Raw genomic sequence first — 23,679 nt, forward strand, 5'->3', positions numbered from 1 at the left:
AACTATCATCATATCCACAGTTGTCTGTCGTTTATCAGGGCGCTTCTACCGCCACCGCGAAACGGCCCTTCCGTTTGAGCGCCGCCTCTAACTGGTGAGCGGACCCTGCCGAATCCATCAGGAAAGCAATAGTAGGGCCAGAACCTGAAACGAAAGAACTAATGATTCCTTCATGCTGAATCGCCAATGTCTTCATCAGTTCAGGAGCCAGCGCACACGCAGGAGCCGCCAAATCATTCTCGATATACCTGGCGATTTCACAGATCCTAGCAATCGGCGCGGACTGGGCTCGTAGCGCCTCCAACAGAGCCTCGGGCACCTCCAACCCGTTGGTCGACGGATAGTCGCCCACCGCGCGTCCACGGTCTAGCTCTGCAAAAACGTGCGGAGTAGATAACCCGAAAGAAGCAGGAACCATCACCAGATGCAAAGGCTGTATTGCCTCAGATAGTTCAACGGGGGTTAGCTGATCGCCCACCCCTAAACCCACCGAGATTCCTCCCTGTAAGGCGAAGGGAATGTCGGCGCCCAGCGGTGCCGCCAGCTCAAGCAAACGTTCTCCTGAGAGCTCTGCAGCGACGACGTCGGTACGCACCAAATATTCGTTGACAGCAGCCATAGCCGCCACGGCATCCGCCGAGCCGCCTCCCATACCACCAGCTACAGGAACAGCCTTTTCGATATGAAGATGAAGGGACACATCCTCAACAGATAGCCCCTGGGCATCTATCACAGCTAATGCTCCACGGTAGGCAAGGTTCTTTTCATCTAACGGAACCGAGGCAATATCAAACGCTCCGCTGGCTGCCATCTCAGCCAGAGGCGATTCCACTGCAATAGATATGCTCTGTGAAATCCCCTGGGAGATTCCCTCAGATACCGTCACTTTTTCTAGTAAAGAGACCGACGAGTACAAGCTAGCTACCGGGTGATAGCCGTTCTCTTTCACATCTCCTACGGCAAAGAAGAGGTTGATCTTTCCCGGTGCCGTTTTGCTCACCTGAACGGACATTATGCGTGCTTTCCTTGGGCAGCGATACTGCGTACGTCGAGTTGGTCGCCAATATTAAGCTCAGCGGCGGATTCCGCGATTTTCACGAAAGCGTGAATATCGAGTTTTTCGCCACGCAGTGAGGAATCAATACCCGCGTGATCGAGCACTTCACCTGCCAACGCAGATGAACCAGCCCATGTTGCGAGTGCAGCTCGCAGAGTCTTGCGTCGCTGGGCAAATGCCGCATCGACGATGGCGAAGATGAGCTCGCGCGGGACATACGAAAGGGGTTGTGTGCGGCGTTGAAAAGCTACTAGCCCTGACTTGATTTTGGGTGCTGGCCAGAAGACGTTTGTGCCAATCACGCCGGCTTTTTGAACCTCACAGAACCAGTTGGCTTTCACGGAGGGAACGCCGTAGATTTTTGAGCCCGGTTGAGCTGAAAGGCGGTCTGCAACTTCGTCCTGAACCATCACCAGGGCGTGCTGAATGGAGTCGAACTGCGCAAAGAGGTGGATAAGCACGGGGACTGCCACGTTATAGGGCAGGTTGGCGACTAAGGCGGTAGGAGTCTTGGGCAGTTCTGTTACTTTCATGGCGTCGTTGAGTACGACATCGATGCGTGCTTCAGAGCCCGGGCGGAACTTTGCAATAGTGTGCGGTAGTTGAGCTGCCAAGGGCGGGTCAATCTCCACTGCCACCATGTCTTGGGCAGCGTCCAAAATCCCCAGAGTGAGCGAGCCGAGCCCCGGTCCTACTTCTAGAACCGTTTCGTCCGGCTTAATGTTCGCCGCAGCAACAATTCGGCGGATGGTATTAGGGTCAATCACGAAATTTTGGCCCAAAGTCTTGGTGGGGCGGATGCCGAGCATGTCGGCTAGTTCTCGTATTTCCTGGGGACCAAGGAGTTGCTGTTCAATCACGGCTCAAGTTTACCTAATATTGTGAACCTTATAAGGCGAAGTACCCATTTATAAGGTAGGTTTGTTATGCTCCCAGCCTGCTGGGGGTACTGTCTTATCGCCAATTGCTAGCGCACCGTGTACTGAGGAAAATATGTCTGAAATTTCTCCCCGCTCTCTCAGATCTTCCTTTTTCGCTCGATTAATGAGCTCTCCTGCCGTGATAGCGAGCGGTGCGTTTGTGGCAATTATTAGCCTGTTCCCTTTCGTATTCACCGACACCACGCACCTGCGCCCAGTTTTTGATTTGGCAGTCTACCGCGGGGCAATTGTCCACTGGTTAGAAACCGGTGACATTTACAGTTGGACTCTTCCGCCTGAGCATTATTACGGTTTCACCTACCCGCCGTTTGCGATTTTTCTCTTTCTGCCGATGGCGTTGTTCGATAGCTCCCGCACGCTCAATGTGGTGTTCTTAGGGGTCAATTCGCTGGCGCTGGTAGCAACGCTCGTGATGGTTTTTCGCTCGTTCCGCTTTCCACGCAATCTCTCGCTGGGGCTTTCTCTCTGGCTTTTCCCCCTCACGCTGTTGACCTTCCCCGTTCAGGGAAATATGTGGATGGGGCAAATCAACCTCATCATTTTGTTCTTGATTTTGGTTGATGCGCTCTTACTCACCGGCACTCGCTTTTCGGGTATTCTCAGCGCAATTGCCGCGTCTATCAAAATGACACCGGCGCTTTTTATTCTCTTCTTTATAGCCCGCAAGGACTGGCGCGCCGTCGCCCGTTTTATTCTCACTGGCGTGGTGGGCATCGTCATCAGCTTCATCTTCGCCCCGCAGGTGAGCTGGGAATTTTTTACCCGCCGCATCTTCGAGAGCAACCGGGTAGGTTCCATCGTTGAACCACTCAGTTTCAACATCCTCGGTGAAACATCGCGTCTCTTCTTTGAACCGGTAAATAGCATCTTGTTCGCGGTACTGGCAATAGCGCTACTGTGGGTAGGATTCCACTCCACTCGCCTGCTAATTCAGCAGAATGAGCGTTTACTGGCCGCTTGCACCGTAGGGTTCTTAATGCTGATGGTCTCCCCCATCTCCTGGAACCACCACTGGGTGTGGGCAATACCCGCTATTCTCGGGTGCGCCCTCTACGGCTGGCACAAAGAAGACAGCGCTTATATGTTCCTCGCAGTTTCAGGCACCGTCCTCTTTTGCCAACGCTTCCAATCATGGTTCTCAGGCCACGGCTGGGACATCGGTTACTGGCCGCTGTGGGCCGTAGCCCTACATATCCTGCCAGCTCTATGGACGACGGCGTTCATCACCCTGCCCTGGTTCCGCCAGCGCCGGGCGCGACGTCGTACTGCTGTACCTCAGAATCAGCTTTCCCAGAGCCCGTAAACGTTCTGAGAATTCTGTGCAATAGTCCTGCACAATTCTTCAAGGTCCATGCCCCGGTGCTCTGCCATGAACCGCACCGTGTAGTTGGTCATGTAGGAGGCATTGGGGCGTCCTCGGAACGGGTGCGGGGTCAAAAACGGGGCGTCTGTTTCCGCCAGAATAAGCTCGGGTCGTGCAAGACGTAGCGATTCCTGAATGCCCTTAGAGTTCTTGAAAGTAACTGTTCCAGAAAAACTCATGAACCAGCCCTGCTCATTGCAGATACGCGCTAGCTCGGCGTCGCCAGAGTAGCAGTGGAAGACCGTTTTCTCCGGTGCGCCTTCTTCGAGCAGAATGCGAACTACATCCTCATGCGCATCGCGGTCATGAATCTGTAGCGCCTTTCCGTACTTCTTTGCCAGGCGAATATGCGCACGGAATGATTCTTGCTGTGCGCCAATACCGTCTTCGCCCGTTCGGAAATAATCCAAGCCTGTTTCGCCAATGGCGCGTACCCGCTCATCCTGCGCGAGCTCCTCGATAGTAGCCAGCGCCGAATCTAATGTGCCTGATTCCGCAAGCTGAGGAGCCTCATTAGGGTGCAAGGCAACAGCGGCAAGTACACGGTGATCTGCATGGGCTGCTGCCACAGCATACAGAGAAGAAGGTATATCGCAGCCCACCTGAACAATGTGCCCGATGCCTAAGACCTCCCCGGTATCGAGCGCATCACGCGCTGAAATAGCGACGTCACCGTCTAACAGATCCATATGCGTATGGTTATCAACAATGGGATACGGCAGAGGCTCGGGCGCCGGGGGGAAAACCAGGTTGCGGGAGCGCCCATTATCGCCAGTTGTCGAACGACGCCGAGTGCCCTCCCCCGATTCTTCGCCTGCCACGCTGTAACGCTCTGCCTCATAGGCAGGAGGAACCTCACCAGGAATGACGCCTGCGGGAGCAGAGAAAATAGACCTCTGTAGCTGTTCATCGGAGGGAACTTGCGCGCCCCACCGCTGCGCCAGCTCCAAGAAATGGTCGGTGGACATAGCACCTTGATCGTTGCACATGTTGTTCTCCTATTCGTCTCAGCCTCAGTATTGAAGGGAAATTCAAAAAGCGTATAGATGCCCAGCAAGCACAGCAAGGGTGAACTAACCTTCTCGCATGGCTCGCTAGTCCTCGCAGACGCGACTCATGCCAGTCCCAGCCAGTTCACCTTACTGCTGTTCGCTGGGCTTTCCCCGGTGAATAAAACCCTTATTCTTCGCGTGCCGCCAGCGTTGCCTCGTAGAGTTCGCGCTTGGATACTCCGAACCTCTCGGCAATCTCACCGGCTGCTTGTTTAAGCCGCATTCCGCCGTCCACCAGCTCTTGAACCTGCTCTGTCAGGTTTTCTGCAGACTCTGCCTCTGGTGCGGGGGCTCCTGCTACGACCAGAGCGATCTCGCCGCGAACTTGTGTATTTTGTGCCCACTGCCTCAACTCTGCCAAGGTTCCACGGATTACTTCTTCATGTAATTTTGTGAGCTCCCGGCAAACTACCGCGCGGCGGTCTTCGCCAAAGTACTGTGCGAAATCCCCCAGCGTGGCCGCGGTACGATGCGGAGATTCGTAGAAAACCATGGTTCTCTCTTCGGTCTCCAGCGATTTGAGGCGGCGAGTACGGTCTGAGCCTTTTCGCGCTAGGAACCCCTCAAACGTAAATCTGCCCGAGGGCAAGCCAGATACCGCGAGAGCAGAAAGAACCGCAGACGGTCCCGGAGCAACGGTTACCGGTAATTCAGCCTCTGCTACCGCCTGCGCTGCTGCGTAACCGGGGTCAGAAACAGTAGGCATACCAGCATCAGACATGAGCAATACCATCTGCCCAGCCTCTACCGCCTCAACAATCTGGGCGGAACGGGCGCTCTCGTTGTGGTCATGGTTAGTGATGACGCGCCCACGCGTGTGCACACCCAGCCCCGATGCAAGACGGCGAAGGGTGCGAGTATCCTCTACCGCAATAACATCTGCGGTTGCTAAATACTGCTTGAGCCTGTCAGTGGTATCGCCCAAGTTCCCAATAGGAGTACCTCCCAAAATCAGCACGCCACCTTCATGGCGAGAGTGACCCACCGGCGCAGGCTTAAAATCCTCTAGCGGTTCTTCTGGTACTTCTTGTTCATCGTGCACGGTATCTCCTAAATCCAAGCGTCAAACCACATGCGCAAACGCCACTGGTCATAAGGAATTGTTTGAGCGGTCCAAATGGGCCAAAAGTGAATAGAAACCAGCAAGACGGCGACCACAAACAAACCGACGACCAGCAGTCCCAGCTGCTTGCGGCGTCGCGAATCGCCCCGGCGTCCCAGCGCCAATCCCAGCAAACCTGCCAACATCAAAATGAGATAGGGTTCAAAAGAAAGCGCATAGAAATAAAACATGGTGCGCGTGGGGTAAGCGAACCAGGGGAAATATCCCACGGCAAAGACCACGAAAAGGGTTCCAAAGCGCCAATCCCGTCGAACCAGCCAGACACCCAACGCAAAAATTGCCACGATAATAAAGGACCACCACAGCAGCGGATTACCAATGTTTAGTACCGCTTCAGAGCACTTAGATACCGTACAACCGTGAGTACCCAGCGTAGGTGATTCGTAGTAATAAGATGTGGGCCGCCCAAGAATCAACCACTCAGGAGCAGAAGACTGATAGGTATGCGGGGTGCTCAACCCATTGTGAAATTCAAACGCCGAACGGTGGTATTCCCACAAAGAACGCAGTGTCGGCGGTAACCATTGCACACCTTCAGAAGGATGATTCGCCGCCCACTGGCGGTTATACGCAAAATCAGAGCGGAGCCAGCCGGTCCAGGTAGCAAGGTATGTCGCGCTACCGACCACGATGAGGTAGAAGAAAGCGGGGACGCCATCGAGCACGACGCCGGGTACAAACCAGTTTTTTACCCCGACGATACGGCGGGCGTTGAGATCCCAAAAAACTGTAATGAGACCAAAGATTGCGATGAAGAAAAGAGCATTCCATTTGGTGCCCACCGCGAGACCAGCGCAGATACCAGCCAACAGTCGCCACCACCGGAAGCCCAGCCAAGGACCATACTTCATGAACGCGTCTTGGGGCAAACCCCCGTGCAGAGCAGCATGTTCAGAAATCCGCGCTGCTAGACGTCGTCGAGCCTGTTGCCTATCCAAAAGTAGGCAGACAAACGTGGCGAGAATCCAGAACATCAAGAATATATCGAGCAGGGCGAATCGGGACTGCACCAGGTGCAAGCCATCTACTGCAATAAGTAACCCTGCCAGCGAGGCAACGGTCACTGAACGGAACAGAAGCCAGCCCGCCAGCATGATGAGCGCCACCGAAAGTGTGCCGGTCAAGGCAGCGGCAAAGCGCCACCCCACGGGGTTGTTATCGCCAAAGAGCATCATCCCCAGCGCAATCATCCATTTACCAACCGGTGGATGAACGACGTACTCGCCCGTTTCCTGTATGCCGGTGGGATGCCCCGCTACGAACGATTGGTTAGCTTCCTCGGCCCAGTTGCGTTCATACCCAAAATGCAGCATCGAGAAAGCATCTTTGGCGTAGTAGGTCTCGTCGAAAACTATGGCGTTAGGGTTCGAAAGATTCCAAAAACGCAGGGCTCCCGCCAAGAGGAGAACCAAAAGTGGGACTACCCACCCCAGCCGGGGAAAGGGCACGCTGGTAACAGCTAAACGCGCGCGCAAGGCGGCATCGGTGAATGCCTCCGGCAACGTCATCACCGCGCGGTGTGCTCCCCCGCTTCCGGTGGGCAAAGCCTGGGTTTCGGTTTCAGTTCGTCTCATCATCACCTGAGCAATTCTACAAGCCTGCGGGCATAACACAGGCGGCTTACCCCTACGCTTCGCTGTGGATTCGCTGATGAGCAGTGTGCTTTAGACGCCCTCAGTCAGACGACGGCGAAGTTCCAATCGTTCTTCGGCGCGTCGTTTTGCCAGCTCACGGCGATATTTAGTCGGCCAGGTCAGGGCTAGCAGTAGAAGCGAAATCAACAAAGTAATAGCCGCTACCGCAATTGCTGCATCCACCCAGAACTGTGGAGGATACAGGCGAATCAGCGTATCTGACATACGGAACTGCCAGTTACCCTGTGGGAACAGCACATGGTGGAAGGTTTCAAAGAGGGTTTCCCAGCCCAGGGCGCCTAGAACACCAAGTGCAATCATCAGCACGAGAGCGATGAGTGCTCCAGCAAAGAGTGATTTTCGGATAACGCCCGGAGCGCGGTTGCGTAGTGAACGTGATGCCAACAGAGCCAAAACAACCAGAAGTAGTGTGCCTAAGGTCGCCCACCATAGCACCATCTTGACGTCGCTCATATGCCCTACCTCGCTGGAGAGGAACAGGTTATGCCCGCCCGCTGTTTTGAGATTGGCTAGATAGCTCTCGGGTGCTAGGTTCCGCACATAGTCCATGCCGTAGGAGCCGTAAGTCATACGCTCGTCGGGAGAAAACCCATAGCTGTCCTCAGGAAATCCTGGGCGATGGTACGTCAACCAGAGGAAGGGAGCAGACGCCACACCTCGGATGGCTAGCATGAGAGTCACAAACGGAATAGTGAGTGCGATAAGCGTTGCCCGCAGTTTCAGGGCTTTGGGGCGATCTTTGACGGCAATTTCCCGCACTTCCGCTCGTCGCTGAGCTTCTTCCTCTTTTTCAGCAATAGTAGAGAAACGCACCGACTGATCAACTGGAGCAGCGGAAGAAACGGAGGTAGCTTCTGAGCCGGTAGTCTTCTCTTCAACTTTCTCGCCAGAGAACGCTACCGGTTTGAACGGGTCCACCGAGTCAACCGAGTCAACCGAGTCAACCGGGGAATCATGCCCACCGAAAACAGAATCTGCCGTCCCTTGTGCCGCCGCAGAATCTACCTTGTGGGTTCTCTCCGCGCGTCGAGCATTTAGCAGCTCGTCGGCAGAAGCGGTTGACGCCGCAGGCTTCTTCGAAGAAATAGCAGGAGACAGTTTGCTCCATTCGTTGCCCTCAGATGCGGAAACTGAGCCTTTAGTCGATCGTAATGCCACCTAAATCTCCTCACCGCGCCTGCGGCAGTCGTCTTCCACTTTTTTACCAGTTGCCCTTCCAGGACGAATCCTGGTATTGCTCGAAAGGAATGTTCCAATCCCCATAGCCGTCATCGGGGTCTGCTTGCGGGTAGTCGGTGTTGACCGTTTCTACAATGTCGCCGGGGTTGAAGAGGTCAAAGAAATATTTAGCGTCTTCCGGCATCATGCCAATGCAACCGTGGGACACATTTGCTACACCTACGTAAGGGTAGGCACTGGGTAGAGCCTGGTGCACGAATACACCTGACTCGGTCAGACGGGACACATTAGTAGCCCAGAACGGCTCGTAGTAGTGGGGATCCCCTTCTTTGAGTTTCAAAGAAGTGGGGTTAAAGAAGTATTTATCAGCCTGTTCCAATACCACAAGCTGACCAACGACCGAGGGCCATTCGGGATTACCCAGTGTCACCAAGTTTTCGTGAACAAGTTTGTCATTGACATACAGCTTGGCGGTCTTGGTTTTGTTATCCACGAACGCGTAGTGCTTATCTGAGGTCGAGAAATTACGGGTGACATTTCCGTTGCCAATCATCCCGTTGCCAAGGTCCAGCCCCAAGATATTCGCCTGAATCTTGATAGCTGAGTTCGCTGCCCAGTACTTTTCCGGGCGATAGCGTGCCATATAGTCCGAGTACCAGCGCATTTTGCCGCGCTGATCCCCGCCACCGGTTACCTTGATAGCTTTTTCAATTTCCGCCTTATTCACCACAGGCTCAGAGAAATTGAACTCGATGATTTGCCCGACGCCGTAGGTGGCGCCTTCAACAACATTGATGGATACATCGGCTTCGTTAGCTGCCGAGACAGTAGAAAAGGTTGATTCGCCCGAGCCTTCAGCACCCTGAGAATCTTTTGCTTTCCAGCTCACAGTATAGAGCGAGTCAAAGGCGAGAGGTTCCGAGTTGGTCCACTCGTTTCCCGCTTTATTGAGCGTGCCGGGCGCATCTACCGGTGCTCCCTGGGCATCAACGGTGCTCAGTTTTACCTCGGTCAAGGCGGAATCTTCGGTAGTGACCTTGATGGGAGTCACCGGATTAATTTCTACTTCTTCATCGGTAGGAACAACTGTTACCACACCAGAAAATTTAGGAGCCTGCGTAGGGGTGGGGTTAGAGGTTGCCGATGCCGAATCGCTCGCAGTACTCGAAGTTTGCTTCTGGTCTGCGCCACAAGCGCTCAAGCTGAGGGCGCCAACACCGATGAGGGAGGCAGTCAAAAACGGACGGCGGCTCATCTGCTGAGAAACAAAGAGGGAATCTTCGGACTGGTTTTTCTTCTGGGATGGATTCGGCGACTGGTGCATGAATTGACCTAACCTTTTATAACTAAATAAGAGTGATTACCTGGAGGGGAAATACGAAAAGATTCCTCGCACCTCGCGCGGGGAATCTTTGCATACAGGTGTTAGAGGGAGGAAGACTCAGAGCCGAGACCGTGATCTCGAACTACTTCCCACCCCTGAGGGGCGGTGAGACGATCGGCATGGAATTCGCACAAATCGTAGGCATGGGGTTCACGATGTTCGGAGAGTGCACCAATAATCGCCTTAGACTCGCTGTAGGCGTAGTACAGGGTGAAGACCGCTTCTCGTGAGCATGTCTGGCGTGAACAGGAACGAGCCTGAGCCATGTCAAAAAATCCTTTACTTTAGACTGCCTGCTTGCGCAGACGACGACGCTCGCGTTCTGAGAGACCACCCCAGATACCAAAACGTTCATCATTTTCCATAGCGTACTCTAAGCATGCTTCGCGCACTGGGCACTGACTGCACACGCGTTTTGCATCCCGCGTGGAGCCGCCTTTTTCAGGAAAGAAAGCTTCAGGGTCGGTCTGGGCGCAGAGGGCGTCTGCCTGCCATGCTAGCTCGCCTTCTTCGCCGTCTGTACTGTATAGACCAGCAGCTTGCTCCCACAGAGAAAGTGCTTCTGGGTCAGATGAGAACAAGTCAATGTTCTTTTGGTGTATTGCCTGTTGTTGAGGCTTTTGAGGCGAATCTGCCGCAGCGAGAAACGCGTTTGCCTGTTCTTCGAGGTATTGAGCCGAGTGCATAGTATTTTGCTGGGCTTTATAACTCAAGCTTTCGGCATTTTCACCTTTTGCTTGGGGGGAGTACAAGCCCATTTTTCGTCCCTTCCGTATCCCTATTTTGGAGGTTTGAACGTTGTTATCCAACGCAGGCGCATAACACCCTCAGAAATATCGGCCTCCCTTTTCCTAGAGAGAGGGCAAACTGCGAAATTTGCTCAACCTCATGCATGTCATAGAACACGCAAGTCAATCCACGAAAAAAGAGACACCGAAATTACTCTGCATATAATTACACGCGTGTAACGTGCGTTTCGTCAAGCTGAGGGAAAAAATTTCCTCAAAATACGGGTAATAAATTCAAAAGTTTGAACATATTTGTGGTATCGATTCCAAATACTTGCAGAAACCTCATCCATATGCCGTTGGACGACAAAGAGTGGGGAAACTGTTGATATTTAGACGGCTGTCCGGAAAATTCTGGCAGCATCACATGGGGTGTTTTGTGGGTAAAATAGGGGTTCATGAGCGCAAACACTTCTTCTTTCCAAAATCTTGAACAACTTTTTGCCACGGTGCGAAATTTTCAAACTCCCGCTTTGCTTTGGTACTCAACTGCCGGCGAGCGCATCGAGCTTTCCGGCAGGGTGTTGGATAACTGGGTGAGCAAGAGCGCAAATTTTTTGGTGGATGAGTGCGATCTTGAATCAGGCTCCCCCGTTGATGTTCCCATGGGCGTTCATTGGCGGTCTTTAGTAATCGCCTTAGCGGCACTGCGTGTAGGCGCGACCATCTCTTTCGAGGTAGATTCTGCCGACGTTCTTTTTTCCTTTGATTCTGCGGTGGTAGAAGCTTCAGATGCCGAGTATCCCGTGATTGTTGATAGAGGTTCTCTAGCTCCTCGTTTTATGGGCGCGGTACCTGCAGGGGCTCTTGATTTTTGTGCTGAGGTGAGGGTTTTTGGCGACGGCTATTCGGGGTTCGAGACGCCCGTGCCCAGCTGCGTTGCTATGGGCGGGCTGTCTTATAGTGCGTTGCTGGAGGCAGTTTCCACTCAGATTATTGCTCTTAGTGAGGAGTTGGGTTCGGCTTCTGCCGTTCAGTTTACTGCGCCTGCGGTTTTGACTGCTGACTACCTGATTCAGGTTCTAGCGGCTGTGGTGATGGGGCGCGGCGTCGTAATCTTGGATCCGACGATTCAGTGGGATCAAGCGAAGGTTGAGCAGATTCTTGCCCAGGAACGGGCAGTACCGCTGGTCTCCTAAGGAATGAGAGATACTATCCTTCCGCAGTGAATTCGTTTCAAGGTAAAAACCCAGCAAGCGCAGCGGAAAGGTGAACTGGCTGGGTCTGGCATGAATCGCATTAGTGAGCGCTAGCGAACCCATGCGAGAAGGTTAGTTCACCGTTGCTGCGTTTGCTGGGTGGCGCATAGAGCCCTGTAAAAGAACTTTAACGCTTTTTCATGTCGGGGGTAATCACCGGGAGTTTGCCGGTCATGGCATCGGTGGCTTCGTCTAAGAAACGCGCGATGGATTCTTCACGGGTGCTCTCTTCCTTGCTCTTGTCTTTTCCAAAGACCCAGAAGCGGTACATGAAGTAGCGAACGATGGTTCCTAGGACGGTACCGATGATGGTACCTGAGATAAAGGATGCAGTAGCGGATGTAAGGCCCAGGGCGTAGTAGCTGACCAGCACGCAGGCTAATTCCACGCCGATACCGATGGCGTTGACGATGGCGAATTCCACCGCTTCACGCCATTTGTTCTCGGTACGCTTTTCGCGGAAGGTCCAGAGGCGGTTCATCACCCAGGAGAAGATGGTGGCGATGATACCGGCGATAACTTTTGCTTTACCGTGGGAATCTGCCATGACCGAGTGCATGAGTGTCCATGTAACGGTTGCGTTGACGATGAATGCCAAACCGCCGACTGTAGCGAACTTGAGAACCTCTTTGATGAAGAGATGCCAGACATATGTGAAGCGTTCGCGAAGATTAGACACTCAAACCCCTGTGGTGATTCTGTTGAAGACAATTCCCCTATTTTAGTGGCAAGCTGGGCATTTTAGCCCCTTATCGACAGGGCATGTGGGATTTTTTCAAGATGTAAAGTCTGCTACTTGATTCTTTGAGGGAAATCTTGAGCATTTTTTTCTTTCAAGGTGAAGAACACGATAGCCTAAAGGGGTGATTTACCCTGTGACTGGACCAAAAATTGGCGTTGTTGGCGGCGGGCAGCTTGCTCGCATGATGGCTCCTGCAGCTCATGAGCTCGGCTTTGATTTAGAAATTCTTGCTGAGTCTGAGGATGTGTGCGCGGTACAGGTTGTGCCGCACGCTCCTGTGGGCGACTATAAAGATTTTGATGTTCTCTTGAACTTTGCACGCGATAAAGATGTGCTGACGTTCGATCATGAGCACGTCCCTACTGATTTCTTACAGAGACTGATTGACGAAGGGGTCAATGTTCAGCCCCGCCCAGGTGCGCTGGTGCATGCTCAGGATAAATTGGAGATGCGCAGGGCTGTTGAACGCTTGGGTCTGCCTAACCCTCGGTGGGCAGAGGTGAAAACCGTCGATGAGCTGCTGTCCTTTGGCGATGAAATTGGTTGGCCGGTCGTCCTCAAAACCCCGCGTGGCGGTTATGACGGCAAGGGCGTTTTGGTGCTCGATGACGCCGATCAGGCGCGCGGTGCCGACGTCGCCCGTTGGTTCGAGCAGCTCCCCGAACGCACTGATTTCTCCTCTTTGCTGGCGGAGGAAAAAGTTCCCTTTATTCGTGAGCTGTCAGCTTTGGTGGCGCGCCGAGATTCTGGTGAGGTCAAAGCCTGGCCTGTTGCCGAATCAATTCAGGTGAATTCGGTGTGCGATGAGGTTATCGCCCCTGCCCCCGGTATTTCAGCAGAAACTGCCCAGGCGGCGTCGCAGGCAGCGATTACCCTCGCTACTGAGCTAGGCGTGACCGGCGTGATGGCGGCTGAGCTTTTTGAGGTTCCCGGCAGCGCGCAAGGATTCTTAGTGAATGAGCTTGCTATGCGCCCGCATAACTCTGGGCACTGGACTCAGGACGGCTCCGTTACCAGTCAGTTTGAGCAGCATCTTCGTGCAGTTCTCAATCTTCCCTTGGGTGCTACCGAGGTCAAAGGTGAAGTTGCCATCATGAAAAACTTCTTGGGCGGAAGCAATGAAGATATTTTCGGCATGTACCCTGCTGCTCTCGAAGAAGATTCCCGTGCCAAGATTCATTTTTATGGCAAGGGCGTGCGTGCCGGGCGCAAGATTGGTCACGTCAATATTGGCGGGAAATCCGATCAGGTCGAGGAACTACGTCAGGCAGCAACTCGCGTCGCCAATATACTCTCCCACGGAACCGCAGAACTTTAGACCCTAAAAAATAGCTGACGGTCGCTGCTAGGTAGCGACATCATCCACAGAAAGGGGAGCCTCATGAGCTCACCATACACCGCAGATGCACCTCTCGTTGGCATCGTTATGGGCTCAGATTCCGATTGGCCCACGATGGAAGCTGCCGCAGAAGTTCTCGAAGAATTCGGCATTCCCTACGAAGCCGATGTTGTCTCCGCTCATCGTATGCCTGAAGACATGATTTCTTACGGTAAGCAAGCAGCCGAACGCGGTATTCGCGTTATTATCGCGGGCGCCGGCGGAGCGGCTCACCTTCCGGGTATGCTGGCATCTGTCACTCCTCTGCCCGTCATCGGTGTGCCAGTACGCCTAAAGAACCTTGAGGGCATGGATTCTTTGCTATCTATTGTGCAGATGCCAGCCGGTGTGCCCGTAGCGACCGTTTCTATCAACGGCGCCCGCAACGCAGGACTGCTGGCTTTGCGCATCCTAGGTTCAGGAACCGACGATTTCGCCGAGCAGGTTCGTTCAGATCTCATGAATTTCGCCTCAGATCTTCGCCAGTCCGCTATGGACAAGGGCGCATCCTTGCGTACTAAGGTCTCCGAACGCTCGGATGAGGATGAGCAAAGCGAGCGTCGTCCAGCAGTGAAGCAGAGTGATTTGCTCGCTGGTGCAGACGATATTAAACCCTACGCTCCTTAGCATTAACATTCCCACACGTGAAAATTTGCACCTCGTATGAAGCTAGGATTTTCCGGGGTGTTCACAGAATATTTTTGTAGGCTGGTCGAGAAGACATGCTGTTATCTTCTCGACCACCGCAGTTTAACCAGCAGGAGTTACCGTGCACAGCGAAGACTTTAACGACGTGCGTCCAGCACCTCGGAGGGGATCTGCTCGGCAAGAGTCAGCTCGTGGGCCCCGGCAAAGGCAGTCTCGTCAACCGGTTATTTCAGCAACCAGAGTACGGGGGCAAAAACTAGGGCAGGAGTCTTTCTCAGACCCCATTAATTACCCTGAATTTTCTTCAGACAGCACCAAGGTTAAGCGTGCCTGGCTGTTCATGGCTCTCACCTTTTTTATCCCCGGAGCTGTGCAGCTGATTACCGATAGAAAGACACTGGGCCGACGAGCGCTCACAGTGACTTTAACGGTGTGGGCTGTGGTTGTACTGGCGATTGTTTTGGCAGTAGTTCGACGCACCTGGTTATTTTCGCTATTTACCCATAACTTCACCCTGGTCGCGCTGGTCATCGCGCTCGTGGTTTTGGGGCTGGGTTGGCTCTATCTTTTTCTCGATACCTTGCGCGTCATCAAGGTTCGGCAGCTTCCTCAGCGCGCTAAAGTTCCAGTGATTCTCGGTTTGGCTGCCATGATGTTGGTGGTCGGCGGTGGGATTGGCTACACGGCATACGTTGCTAATACGGGCCGTGGCGCGCTCAATAAAATTTTTGCTGGTGGTACCGACCTCAAAGAAGAAAACGGGCGTTACAACATTCTGCTCATGGGTGGCGACGCCGGTGCCGACCGCGTGGGTCGCCGTCCAGACTCAATGACGGTGGTATCCATTGATGCCGATACCGGTCAAGCGGTCACTATTTCGGTTCCACGTAACACTCAGAATGCGCCGTTTTCTCCTAACTCGCCGCTCTGGCAGGTCTACCCCGAAGGCTTCAATTGCGGAGACGAGTGTATTATCAATGCGCTCTACACCGATGTGATGCAGAATCATCAGGACCTCTATCCCGGTTCTAATGATCCCGGGGCTGAGGCGACTATGGACGCCGTCTCGGGTGTGTTGGGCATTGAGGTCAACAATTACATGCTGATTGATATGGACGGTTTCGCCCAGCTCATTGATGCTCTAGGAGGCATCACTATTGATGTGGGTGGTCGTGTTCCCATCGGTGGCGGTACTGATTTGCTGACCGGTCAAAAGAACCCCATCGACGGTTATATCGAGCCTGGAGTGCAGAAGCTCGATGGCTTCCATGCTCTGTGGTACGCGCGCTCCCGCGAAGGCGCCACCGACTACGAGCGTGAGGCGCGGCAACGCTGTGTTCAGGCGGCTATGCTCAAGCAGATGAATCCCACCAACGTCCTCTCCAAGTTCGGTGATATTGCCGCCTCTGGTGAGCAAATTGTCGAAACTAATATTCCCGAAAATTCGTTGAGCGGTCTTGCTGATATAGGTTTGAAGTCCAAGGACTTCCCGCTGATTCAGTACGCTGCAGGTCCGCCTTACTACAGTGATACGTTCCCCACCTACCCCGATTTTGATCAGCTCCATGCCGATGTGCAGAAGGTACTGCAGGACTCTAAGGACGGCATCCAGCCCTCTGGCGTAGCAGAAAATGCTGGGTTCTTTGGAGGAGATACATCAGCTCAGGGGGCTCCGCTGACGTCAACAGTGGAGATTCAGACCGTAGCCGAGCTCTCGGAAAACGGTATCTGTTCGGTTCCCTAAACCCCAGGTGAACCCGGTAAGCTGGGTTGCATGAGTAATATTCTGCAGTCAGAAGTATGGGCTAAATTTCAGGAATCAAACGGCCACCAGGTCTTCCGCGGCGAAGGCAACGGATGGCGCTATATCGCTACCTTAGAGGGCGGTAAGACCGGGCGTTATCTGTATGCCCCGTACGGACCTGAAGCAAACAGTGCTGCAGCGTTTGATGAAGCAATTGCTGATTTGAAGCGCGTGGCTGCAGAGAATAAATGCTGGTTTATTCGAGTGGAGCCTACGGACTCCTCCATCTGGGGTGAAGGCTCTGGCGAGGAGTTCTTGAAGAATCGCGGGTTCAAACTGTCGCCTCGTCAGATTCAACCCGGTCACACTCAGGTGATTGATTTGGAGCAGTCTGAAGAAGAGATTCTCAAGGCAATGCGCCCCACCAACCGCAACCTGCACCGCAATATCCACAAAAAGGGTGTGACGTTCGAGGTTTCCCATAACCCTGAGGACATCGACATCCTCACCAAGTATTTAGAGCAGACCGCTCAGCGCAACGATTTTAACCGCCAGCAGGACGACTATCTCAAGCAGGTAGCGCGCGTCCTGATGCCTGAAGACGCCGCGCGGCTCATCATTATTCGTAGCGAAAATGGTGAAGCTATCGGCTCCACGTTCGTCTACGATTCGGATGATACACGCACCTACGCTCACGCGAGCTACTCGTTTGAGCACCGCAAGCTCAGCGCTAATAATCCGCTGGTCACCACCATGATTTTTGATGCCAAGAAGAAGGGTCTGAAATATGTAGACCTCTTTGGCATCGCCCCTAATGATGATCCCGACCATGAGTGGGCAGGCTTCACCAAATTCAAGAAATCATTTGGTGGACGCTCAGTGGCTTATCCTGGCACCTGGGATTTGCCGGTTTCGACTAACGGCTATCGCGCTTACGAGGGAATTCGTGCCGCTCGTGAAAGCCTGGGCAAGGCACAGAAGACCGCACGCCAACAGGTTATCCCCCAGGCTAAAAAGCTGGCGGGTAAGGCGAAAAATACCGCAGCATCCGTGGTGAGCACGGCTAAGGCTCGCCTGAAGAAATAGGTAAAAACGCTCTTTAGAGAGAAAGGCTCCACCTGCAGGTGGAGCCTTTCTCTATGCCTAAATTTCTCTATGCCCACATATTGGGTTTAGAAATCGTATTCATCGGTCATACGAACTTCAGACTTACGGTTGAGGAGCTTATCCCAGCGGCTCAAATCGTGCTGAGCTTCGACCGTACGGACGGTACCTGACTGTGCACGCATAACGATTGAATGGGTAGTAATGGTCTTACGTCCGTATCGAACGCCGCGTAGCAACTTGCCATCGGTGATACCGGTTGCTGCAAAGAAGCAGTTATCCGAGGTCACCAAATCATCGGTGGTAAGCACGCGGTCGAGGTCGTGACCGGCGTCCAATGCCTTCTGTTTCTCGGCGTCATCGGTAGGAGCCAGGCGACCCTGAATAATTCCACCTGTTGCTTTGATAGCGCAGGCGGCGACAATACCCTCAGGAGTTCCGCCGGTTCCCATCATCAAATCGACGCCGGTACCGTGGCGAACAGCGGCAATCGCGCCGGCGACGTCGCCGTCCAATATCATGCGAGTACGCGCACCGGTTTCGCGGATTTCTTCAATGAGCTTGGCGTGGCGCGGGCGATCGAGTACGCACACGGTGAGCTGATTGACCGGCTTGCCCAAAGCTTTAGCGGTCAAGTGCAGGTTCTGTTTAACCGGCAAACGCAAGTCCACCAAATCAGCAGCGTCGGGACCAACTACCAGTTTTTCCATGTAGAACACTGCAGAAGGATCAAACATGGTTCCGCCGTCTGCCACAGCAAGAACTGATAAAGCGTTATCCATCCCCAAAGCTGTGAGACGAGTGCCATCAATAGGATCTACCGCAACGTCAAACGCTGGACCGGTTCCGTCGCCCACATATTCACCGTTGAATAGCATGGGAGCTTCATCTTTTTCGCCTTCGCCGATAACGACCTGCCCATTAAAACGCACAGTAGAAAGACGGTAGCGCATCGCATCTACTGCTGCGCCGTCTGCTTTGTTTTTATCTCCTGCACCCACCCATGGTGCTGATGCGATGGCTGCTGCCTCTGTTGCTCGCACCAATTCCAACGCCAAGTTTCGATCTGAGTAATTTTTCTGCTGGCCAGTCAGATTTTCTGACATATAATCCTCACCCTCGAGTATTCTGTCCATCGCTTATGCGGCGATTACTGAGCATCGTTGCTCTATGCTACTTCTCCACCATAGTTGGCTTAAGTCTCTGTCGCCTCTCTATAAGCTATTTTTAAGTAGATTTAGCGTTAATTTTGCACAAGCTCCCGCGCATTTAGATTTTTTGCTCGCTCTCAGGGACAATAAACGAGTGAGTATTAACCCTGAGGAACTTCCCAACCATCCCACAGAGTCTGCCTCCGCAGCCTCGTCTGCTTCTGCCCCTCAGTCGGCAGAACCGGAGGTAAAGCCGCAGATTACCGAAAAGCAAGCGGCTCGAATCAATGCCCCAGCACGCAACATGATTATTTCCATGCTGGTGATGATTGCTCTGTTGGTGCCTTTCCTTTTGCTGGCGCCCCAGCTCACCAACTCACAGAATCATTACGACCCCAACGTCGATCTACACGGCACCGCCTATAACGCATCTCAGGAGGCGAAGTACCCGGTTGCCGCGCCAGAGCCTGAGGGGTGGACCTACAACTTTGCCCGCTGGACCACAGCACAGGCGGATAAAATCGACGTGTGGAGCACCGGAATGGTGACACCCAGTCAAAAATACATCGAACTGATGCAGGCTAAAGGAACTAACCCCACGTGGATCGCTAACAAGGTAGAAAACGCAGCGATTTCAGGCGAGAAAGAAATCAACGGCACCACCTGGGAAATCCGCACGCTTGAAGACCCCAAAGAAGATAAAACAACTACTTCTTATATTGCTGAGGTCAACGGCACTACCGTAATTCTCAAAGGCGAAGCGGAACCAGCCGAATTTGAGCAGCTAGCAAGCGCCGTCGTCGACTATTCCAGAAACCCCACCATGACGACGGAACCCACCGCCTCTTCTGGTATTAAGTAAATCATCAGTAGACTGACATAACGTATTAGTTGGTACAGAAATTAGTGGAGGAATCATGTCCCCAAAGCTCACCCCTGCTCAGGCTCTGAAAGATCTGCTGGCGGGCAACCAACGCTTTGTGAGCGGAGAAGTAAAACACCCTAACCAGGACGCCGAGCGTCGTGCTGATTTGGCATCGGGTCAGAACCCCTTTGCTACTTTGTTTGGTTGCGGTGATTCCCGTCTCGCGGCAGAAGTAATTTTTGACCAGGGCTTAGGCGATATGTTCGTGGTACGCACCGCAGGGCACGTGGTCGAATCAGCAGTATTAGGCTCTATCGAATACGCAGTGGTAGAGCTGGGCACGCCGCTGGTCGTCGTGCTCGGACATGACTCCTGTGGCGCCGTCACTGCTGCTAAAGATTCGCTGGAAAAGGGCGAACTACCCGGCGGTTACATTCGCAATCTGGTGGAACCCATTTTGCCGTCTGTGATTGCGCCGCATCTGCCAGAAGACGCCTCAGTCAATGACATGGTTCGCGAACATACCAGGCAGACCTCCGCCCGTATTTTGGAGCAGTCCCACCTGATTGCCCAGGCAGTCAAAGACAACCGCACCGCCGTTTTAGGCATGTTCTATCATCTGGCAGAGGGTGAAGTTGAGATTGTCTTCGCCTCGGAAAACCTGGCAGATCAGGTCTAAATTCTGAGAAATTTGATGGGTATTCATAGAGTATCCAAGCTGTCGACCGACGCAGCATCGGCAAGCAATCCCTCTTGCCTGCTTCGCTAGCGCTCAGAAAGACAATTCACGCCAGACCCAGCCAGCTTGCCTCCTGCTGCGTCGGTCTCCAGCGCTACCTTGTGCATCAGCATCTTCGCTCCTCATATTTCGCAAAGTTGCAGCTTTTTCTACCCTCGACCATGTAGGACGAGCCCAAACAGACTAAGGTTAGAACTATGGCAGAAAACACTGAATACCGCATTGAACATGACACCATGGGTGAAGTTCGAGTTCCCAAAGACGCCCTCTACAGCGCACAGACTCAGCGCGCAGTGGAGAACTTCCCTCTCTCCGGTCAGACCCTCGAATCAGCGCATATCAAGGCGCTCGCCCTGATCAAGAAAGCTGCAGCAACCGCTAACGAAGAACTGAACGTGCTCGACGCTGAGCGCGCACAAGCAATTCGTGATGCCGCTGATTTGGTAGCGTCCGGTGAGTACGATGAACACTTCCCCATCGACGTCTTCCAGACCGGTTCGGGAACCTCCTCAAATATGAACACCAACGAGGTCCTCGCCAACCTGGCGAATAAAGCACTAGAAGGCAAGGACGTCTCGGTTCACCCTAACGACCACGTCAACGCTTCGCAGTCCTCTAACGACGTTTTCCCCACCTCAGTACACGTGGCAGCAACATCGGCGCTCATCAATGACTTGAAACCCGCCTTGGAATACCTCGCTGAGTCTTTGGAACGTAAAGCTGAGGAGTTCAATGACGTCGTCAAGTCGGGTCGTACCCACCTCATGGACGCAACCCCTGTAACTCTGGGTCAGGAGTTCTCCGGTTACGCAGCTCAGGTTCGCTATGGCATCGAGCGTATTGAGGCGTCTTTGCCCCGTGTAGCTGAAGTTCCCCTGGGCGGAACTGCTGTGGGCACCGGCATCAATACCCCCGATGGTTTCTCTGCTCGCGTGATTGAACTTCTCGCTGAAGAAACCGGTCTGCCCCTGACCGAAGCACGCAACCATTTTGAGGCTCAGGCAAACCGTGACGGTCTGATTGAAGCATCGGGTCAGTTGCGCAACATCGCCTACTCCTTTATGAAGATTAACAACGACCTTCGTTGGATGGGTTCTGGTCCAAACACTGGCCTGGGTGAGCTGCACATTCCTGATTTGCAACCTGGCTCATCTATCATGCCCGGCAAGGTCAACCCAGTGATTTGTGAGGCATCCATCATGGTTGCTGCGCAGGTCATCGGTAACGACACCACTATTGCGCTTTCCTCCACCAACGGTGCGTTTGAGCTCAACGTGGGTATTCCCGTCATGGCAGCTAACCTCCTGCAGTCAATTCGCTTGCTCACCAACACCTCCCGCGTGATGGCAGACAAGATGATTGACGGTTTGGAAGCTAACGTAGAGCGTGCCCGTTTCTTGGCTGAAGCTTCGCCGTCCACCGTAACTCCCATGAATAAGCTCATCGGTTACGAAGCCGCAGCAAAGATTGCTAAGTACTCGGTAGCGCACAAGGTCACTGTTCGTGAAGCTGTGATTGCGCTTGGTTATGTTGAACGTGGTGAAGTCACCGAAACTCAGCTCGATGAGGCGCTGGACGTCACCAAGATGCTCGGTAACTACTAAGCCTTCCATGACATTCAGGAGGTAAATCCCAGCCCTTGCTCTCAAGGGCTGGGATTTCTTTATATGACACAAAACTCTGTGATACCAACGATAAGCACCAGCGTTTCGAATCACAGTAGGCTTACTATAGGAATATTTCAGCAATCTAATCTGCTAAAGATAGAAGAAAGACAACGAAAGGGACACTTCAGTGAAACTTGCAGAACAAATAATCCAGCAGCTCATTGATGCCGGCGTCAAGCGTATTTACGGCGTCGTGGGTGATTCACTTAACCCAATTGTGGACGCCGTCCGCGAATCCGGCGGTTCCGCAAAGGGCGGTATCGACTGGGTACACGTTCGCCACGAAGAAGTTGCAGCTTTCGCAGCGAGCGCGGAAGCTCAGGTCACCGGTGAATTGGCAGTATGTGCTGGTTCCTGCGGTCCTGGCAATATGCACCTGATTAACGGGCTCTACGACGCACATCGTTCGCAAGCTCCTGTTCTGGCTATCGCCTCGCATATTCCTTCTGCTCAGATTGGCACCAGCTACTTCCAGGAGACCCACCCCGATCGCCTGTTCGCTGAGTGTTCCTCGTATTCAGAGATGGCGATTAATCCCGCACAGACCCTGCGCATCATGAATTCGGCTATGCGCCACGCCATCGGAAACCGCGGCGTCGCCGTCGTTTCGATTCCCGGTGATATCGCTGCAGAAGAGGCAGTGGAGAACGTTCCCGAGTGGGGAGATTTGCGCCGCGGCGCCATCGTTCCTGATCAGCAGACCATCCAGGAAATTGCCGATCGCATTAACAAGGCGGACAAGGTAGCTATCTTCGCTGGTGCCGGTGTGGAGGGTGCTCACAGCGAGTTGGTTGCCCTGGCAGATAAGGCTGCGGCTCCTGTGGGTCACTCCATGCGCGGCAAAATGTTTGTTCAGTACGACAACCCCTTCGACGTCGGCATGACCGGTCTGCTCGGTTACGGTGAAGCTGCAGAGGGCATGAAGGAAGCCGATCTGATGATTCTCATCGGCACCGACTTCCCCTACGATCAGTTCCTCCCCGATACCGACACCATCCAGATTGACCGCAACGCCGCCGTCATGGGCCGCCGCACCAACGTGGGTTTGATGGTCGAAGGGGACGCCGGGGCCACCTTGCGCGCCGTCCTGCCGCTGGTCAAGTACAAGAAGAACCGTAAGTTCCTCAAGAGCCTGCTCAAGAAGAACGAAGCCATCATGACCAAGGTCGTAGGAGCTTACGCTGAGAAGCCTTCCCGCAAGGGTCCTATTCACCCCGAATACGCTATGGCTATTTTGGACGAAGTTGCATCTGAAGACGCCATCTTCACTGCAGATACTGGCATGTGCAACGTGTGGACCGCTCGCTATGTCACCCCTAATGGCAAGCGTCTTTTGCTCGGTTCGTTCCTCCACGGATCGATGGCGAATGCGATGCCCATGGCAATTGGTGCTCAGGTTTCCCAGCCCAACCGCCAGGTAATTTCAGTATCGGGCGACGGTGGACTCTCCATGCTGCTGGGCGATTTGCTCACTGCTAAGATGTACGACCTGCCCCTCACCGTGGTTGCGTTCAATAACTCAACTCTGGGTATGGTCAAGCTCGAGCAACTGGTGCAGGGCTTTGAAGATTATGGTGTGGATGTTCCTGCAACTAACTACGCGGACATCGCAGAAGCTATGGGCTTCCAGGCAATTCGAGTAACCCGCGCTAAGGATCTGAAGGCAGCCTACGAGAAGGCTCTTGCCCACAATGGTCCTTCGTTGGTCGAGGTTATTACCGACCCCAACGCTCTATCAATGCCTCCTGAGGTTGAAGCTAGCCAGATTGTTGGATTCGCGACGTCGCTGTCGAAAATTGCGCTGAACCGTGGCGCTGGTGAAGCTGTGGCTATGGCACGGTCGAACCTGCGCAACGCGCGTGCTTGGCGTCAGCTCTAACCTTCTAAAAATCGATTGACC

21 protein-coding genes are annotated in these 23,679 nt (G+C 53.5%); 10 read left to right on the plus strand and 11 right to left on the minus strand.

What is annotated here, in order from left to right; translation table 11 throughout:
• Positions 1 to 34 precede the first annotated feature (34 nt).
• Positions 35 to 1,012 carry a GHMP family kinase ATP-binding protein gene (locus ACFR81_RS05140; protein ID WP_343876160.1) on the minus strand — a complete coding sequence of 326 codons (978 nt, stop codon included), beginning with the start codon at positions 1,010 to 1,012 and terminating at the stop codon, positions 35 to 37.
• A complete protein-coding gene (gene rsmA, locus ACFR81_RS05145; RefSeq protein WP_222114704.1) occupies positions 1,012 to 1,866 on the minus strand; it encodes a 16S rRNA (adenine(1518)-N(6)/adenine(1519)-N(6))-dimethyltransferase RsmA in 855 nt (284 codons plus the stop codon). Before rsmA ends, ACFR81_RS05140 begins: the two co-directional genes overlap by 1 nt.
• Positions 1,867 to 2,050: 184 nt before the next feature.
• Here rsmA and ACFR81_RS05150 point away from each other — a divergent pair, with 184 nt between their 5' ends.
• Positions 2,051 to 3,301, plus strand: coding sequence for a glycosyltransferase 87 family protein (locus tag ACFR81_RS05150; RefSeq protein WP_145175516.1), 1,251 nt, complete (start codon positions 2,051 to 2,053; stop codon positions 3,299 to 3,301).
• Here the strand turns inward: ACFR81_RS05150 and ACFR81_RS05155 are convergent.
• From ACFR81_RS05155 to ACFR81_RS05185, 7 genes are all read right to left on the minus strand, one after another.
• Positions 3,280 to 4,350, minus strand: coding sequence for a TatD family hydrolase (locus tag ACFR81_RS05155; protein ID WP_343876159.1), 1,071 nt, complete (start codon positions 4,348 to 4,350; stop codon positions 3,280 to 3,282). The genes ACFR81_RS05150 and ACFR81_RS05155 overlap by 22 nt on opposite strands.
• A gap of 190 nt (positions 4,351 to 4,540) precedes the next feature.
• A complete protein-coding gene (rsmI, locus tag ACFR81_RS05160) occupies positions 4,541 to 5,398 on the minus strand; it encodes a 16S rRNA (cytidine(1402)-2'-O)-methyltransferase (RefSeq protein WP_343876183.1) in 858 nt (285 codons plus the stop codon).
• A 65-nt stretch (positions 5,399 to 5,463) separates the two neighbouring features.
• The gene (locus tag ACFR81_RS05165; protein WP_343876158.1) at positions 5,464 to 7,113 is read right to left on the minus strand and encodes a dolichyl-phosphate-mannose--protein mannosyltransferase; all 1,650 of its coding nucleotides are present in this window, start codon (positions 7,111 to 7,113) and stop codon (positions 5,464 to 5,466) included.
• An 87-nt stretch (positions 7,114 to 7,200) separates the two neighbouring features.
• Entirely contained in the window at positions 7,201 to 8,349 is a 1,149-nt protein-coding gene (locus tag ACFR81_RS05170; RefSeq protein ID WP_343876157.1) for a TIGR01906 family membrane protein, read from the minus strand.
• 43 nt (positions 8,350 to 8,392) lie between these two features.
• Complete coding sequence (locus ACFR81_RS05175) at positions 8,393 to 9,694, minus strand: L,D-transpeptidase (protein WP_343876156.1); 1,302 nt, start codon at positions 9,692 to 9,694, stop codon at positions 8,393 to 8,395.
• Positions 9,695 to 9,795: 101 nt separating this feature from the next.
• The gene (locus tag ACFR81_RS05180; RefSeq protein ID WP_068168892.1) at positions 9,796 to 10,020 is read right to left on the minus strand and encodes a DUF3499 family protein; all 225 of its coding nucleotides are present in this window, start codon (positions 10,018 to 10,020) and stop codon (positions 9,796 to 9,798) included.
• 18 nt (positions 10,021 to 10,038) lie between these two features.
• A complete protein-coding gene (locus tag ACFR81_RS05185) occupies positions 10,039 to 10,512 on the minus strand; it encodes a WhiB family transcriptional regulator (RefSeq protein WP_343876155.1) in 474 nt (157 codons plus the stop codon).
• A 428-nt stretch (positions 10,513 to 10,940) separates the two neighbouring features.
• Here ACFR81_RS05185 and ACFR81_RS05190 point away from each other — a divergent pair, with 428 nt between their 5' ends.
• Positions 10,941 to 11,681 (plus strand): TIGR03089 family protein, encoded by a 741-nt coding sequence (locus ACFR81_RS05190; RefSeq protein ID WP_343876154.1) that lies wholly within the window; start codon positions 10,941 to 10,943, stop codon positions 11,679 to 11,681.
• A gap of 187 nt (positions 11,682 to 11,868) precedes the next feature.
• Here ACFR81_RS05190 and ACFR81_RS05195 read toward each other — a convergent pair whose 3' ends face one another.
• Positions 11,869 to 12,420, minus strand: coding sequence for a GtrA family protein (locus ACFR81_RS05195; protein ID WP_343876153.1), 552 nt, complete (start codon positions 12,418 to 12,420; stop codon positions 11,869 to 11,871).
• Between the two features lie 196 nt (positions 12,421 to 12,616).
• On the opposite strand from ACFR81_RS05195, the gene ACFR81_RS05200 reads away from it, so the two are divergent.
• From ACFR81_RS05200 to ACFR81_RS05215, 4 genes are all read left to right on the plus strand, one after another.
• Positions 12,617 to 13,801, plus strand: coding sequence for a 5-(carboxyamino)imidazole ribonucleotide synthase (locus tag ACFR81_RS05200; protein ID WP_343876152.1), 1,185 nt, complete (start codon positions 12,617 to 12,619; stop codon positions 13,799 to 13,801).
• Positions 13,802 to 13,864: 63 nt separating this feature from the next.
• On the plus strand, positions 13,865 to 14,488 hold the full coding sequence (gene purE / locus ACFR81_RS05205) for a 5-(carboxyamino)imidazole ribonucleotide mutase (RefSeq protein ID WP_068168908.1): 624 nt from the start codon (positions 13,865 to 13,867) through the stop codon (positions 14,486 to 14,488).
• A 142-nt stretch (positions 14,489 to 14,630) separates the two neighbouring features.
• Positions 14,631 to 16,253: an LCP family protein gene (locus ACFR81_RS05210; protein ID WP_343876151.1), complete on the plus strand. Its 1,623-nt coding sequence runs from the start codon at positions 14,631 to 14,633 to the stop codon at positions 16,251 to 16,253.
• A 30-nt stretch (positions 16,254 to 16,283) separates the two neighbouring features.
• Positions 16,284 to 17,339 carry a lipid II:glycine glycyltransferase FemX gene (locus ACFR81_RS05215; protein WP_343876150.1) on the plus strand — a complete coding sequence of 352 codons (1,056 nt, stop codon included), beginning with the start codon at positions 16,284 to 16,286 and terminating at the stop codon, positions 17,337 to 17,339.
• Between the two features lie 86 nt (positions 17,340 to 17,425).
• Here ACFR81_RS05215 and glpX read toward each other — a convergent pair whose 3' ends face one another.
• The gene (gene glpX, locus ACFR81_RS05220) at positions 17,426 to 18,463 is read right to left on the minus strand and encodes a class II fructose-bisphosphatase (RefSeq protein WP_343876149.1); all 1,038 of its coding nucleotides are present in this window, start codon (positions 18,461 to 18,463) and stop codon (positions 17,426 to 17,428) included.
• 199 nt (positions 18,464 to 18,662) lie between these two features.
• Here glpX and ACFR81_RS05225 point away from each other — a divergent pair, with 199 nt between their 5' ends.
• The 4 genes from ACFR81_RS05225 to ACFR81_RS05240 all read left to right on the plus strand — a co-directional run bounded on the left by ACFR81_RS05225 (position 18,663) and on the right by ACFR81_RS05240 (position 23,658).
• A complete protein-coding gene (locus tag ACFR81_RS05225) occupies positions 18,663 to 19,370 on the plus strand; it encodes a DUF4245 domain-containing protein (protein WP_068168285.1) in 708 nt (235 codons plus the stop codon).
• 55 nt (positions 19,371 to 19,425) lie between these two features.
• A complete protein-coding gene (locus ACFR81_RS05230; RefSeq protein WP_145175540.1) occupies positions 19,426 to 20,052 on the plus strand; it encodes a carbonic anhydrase in 627 nt (208 codons plus the stop codon).
• Positions 20,053 to 20,309: 257 nt separating this feature from the next.
• On the plus strand, positions 20,310 to 21,716 hold the full coding sequence (locus ACFR81_RS05235) for a class II fumarate hydratase (RefSeq protein ID WP_068172837.1): 1,407 nt from the start codon (positions 20,310 to 20,312) through the stop codon (positions 21,714 to 21,716).
• Positions 21,717 to 21,906: 190 nt separating this feature from the next.
• A complete protein-coding gene (locus tag ACFR81_RS05240) occupies positions 21,907 to 23,658 on the plus strand; it encodes a pyruvate dehydrogenase (RefSeq protein WP_343876148.1) in 1,752 nt (583 codons plus the stop codon).
• Positions 23,659 to 23,679 lie beyond the last annotated feature (21 nt).

The organism is Rothia amarae, assembly GCF_042677725.1.
In the GTDB taxonomy this organism is placed as follows: Bacteria; Actinomycetota; Actinomycetes; order Actinomycetales; family Micrococcaceae; genus Rothia; species Rothia amarae.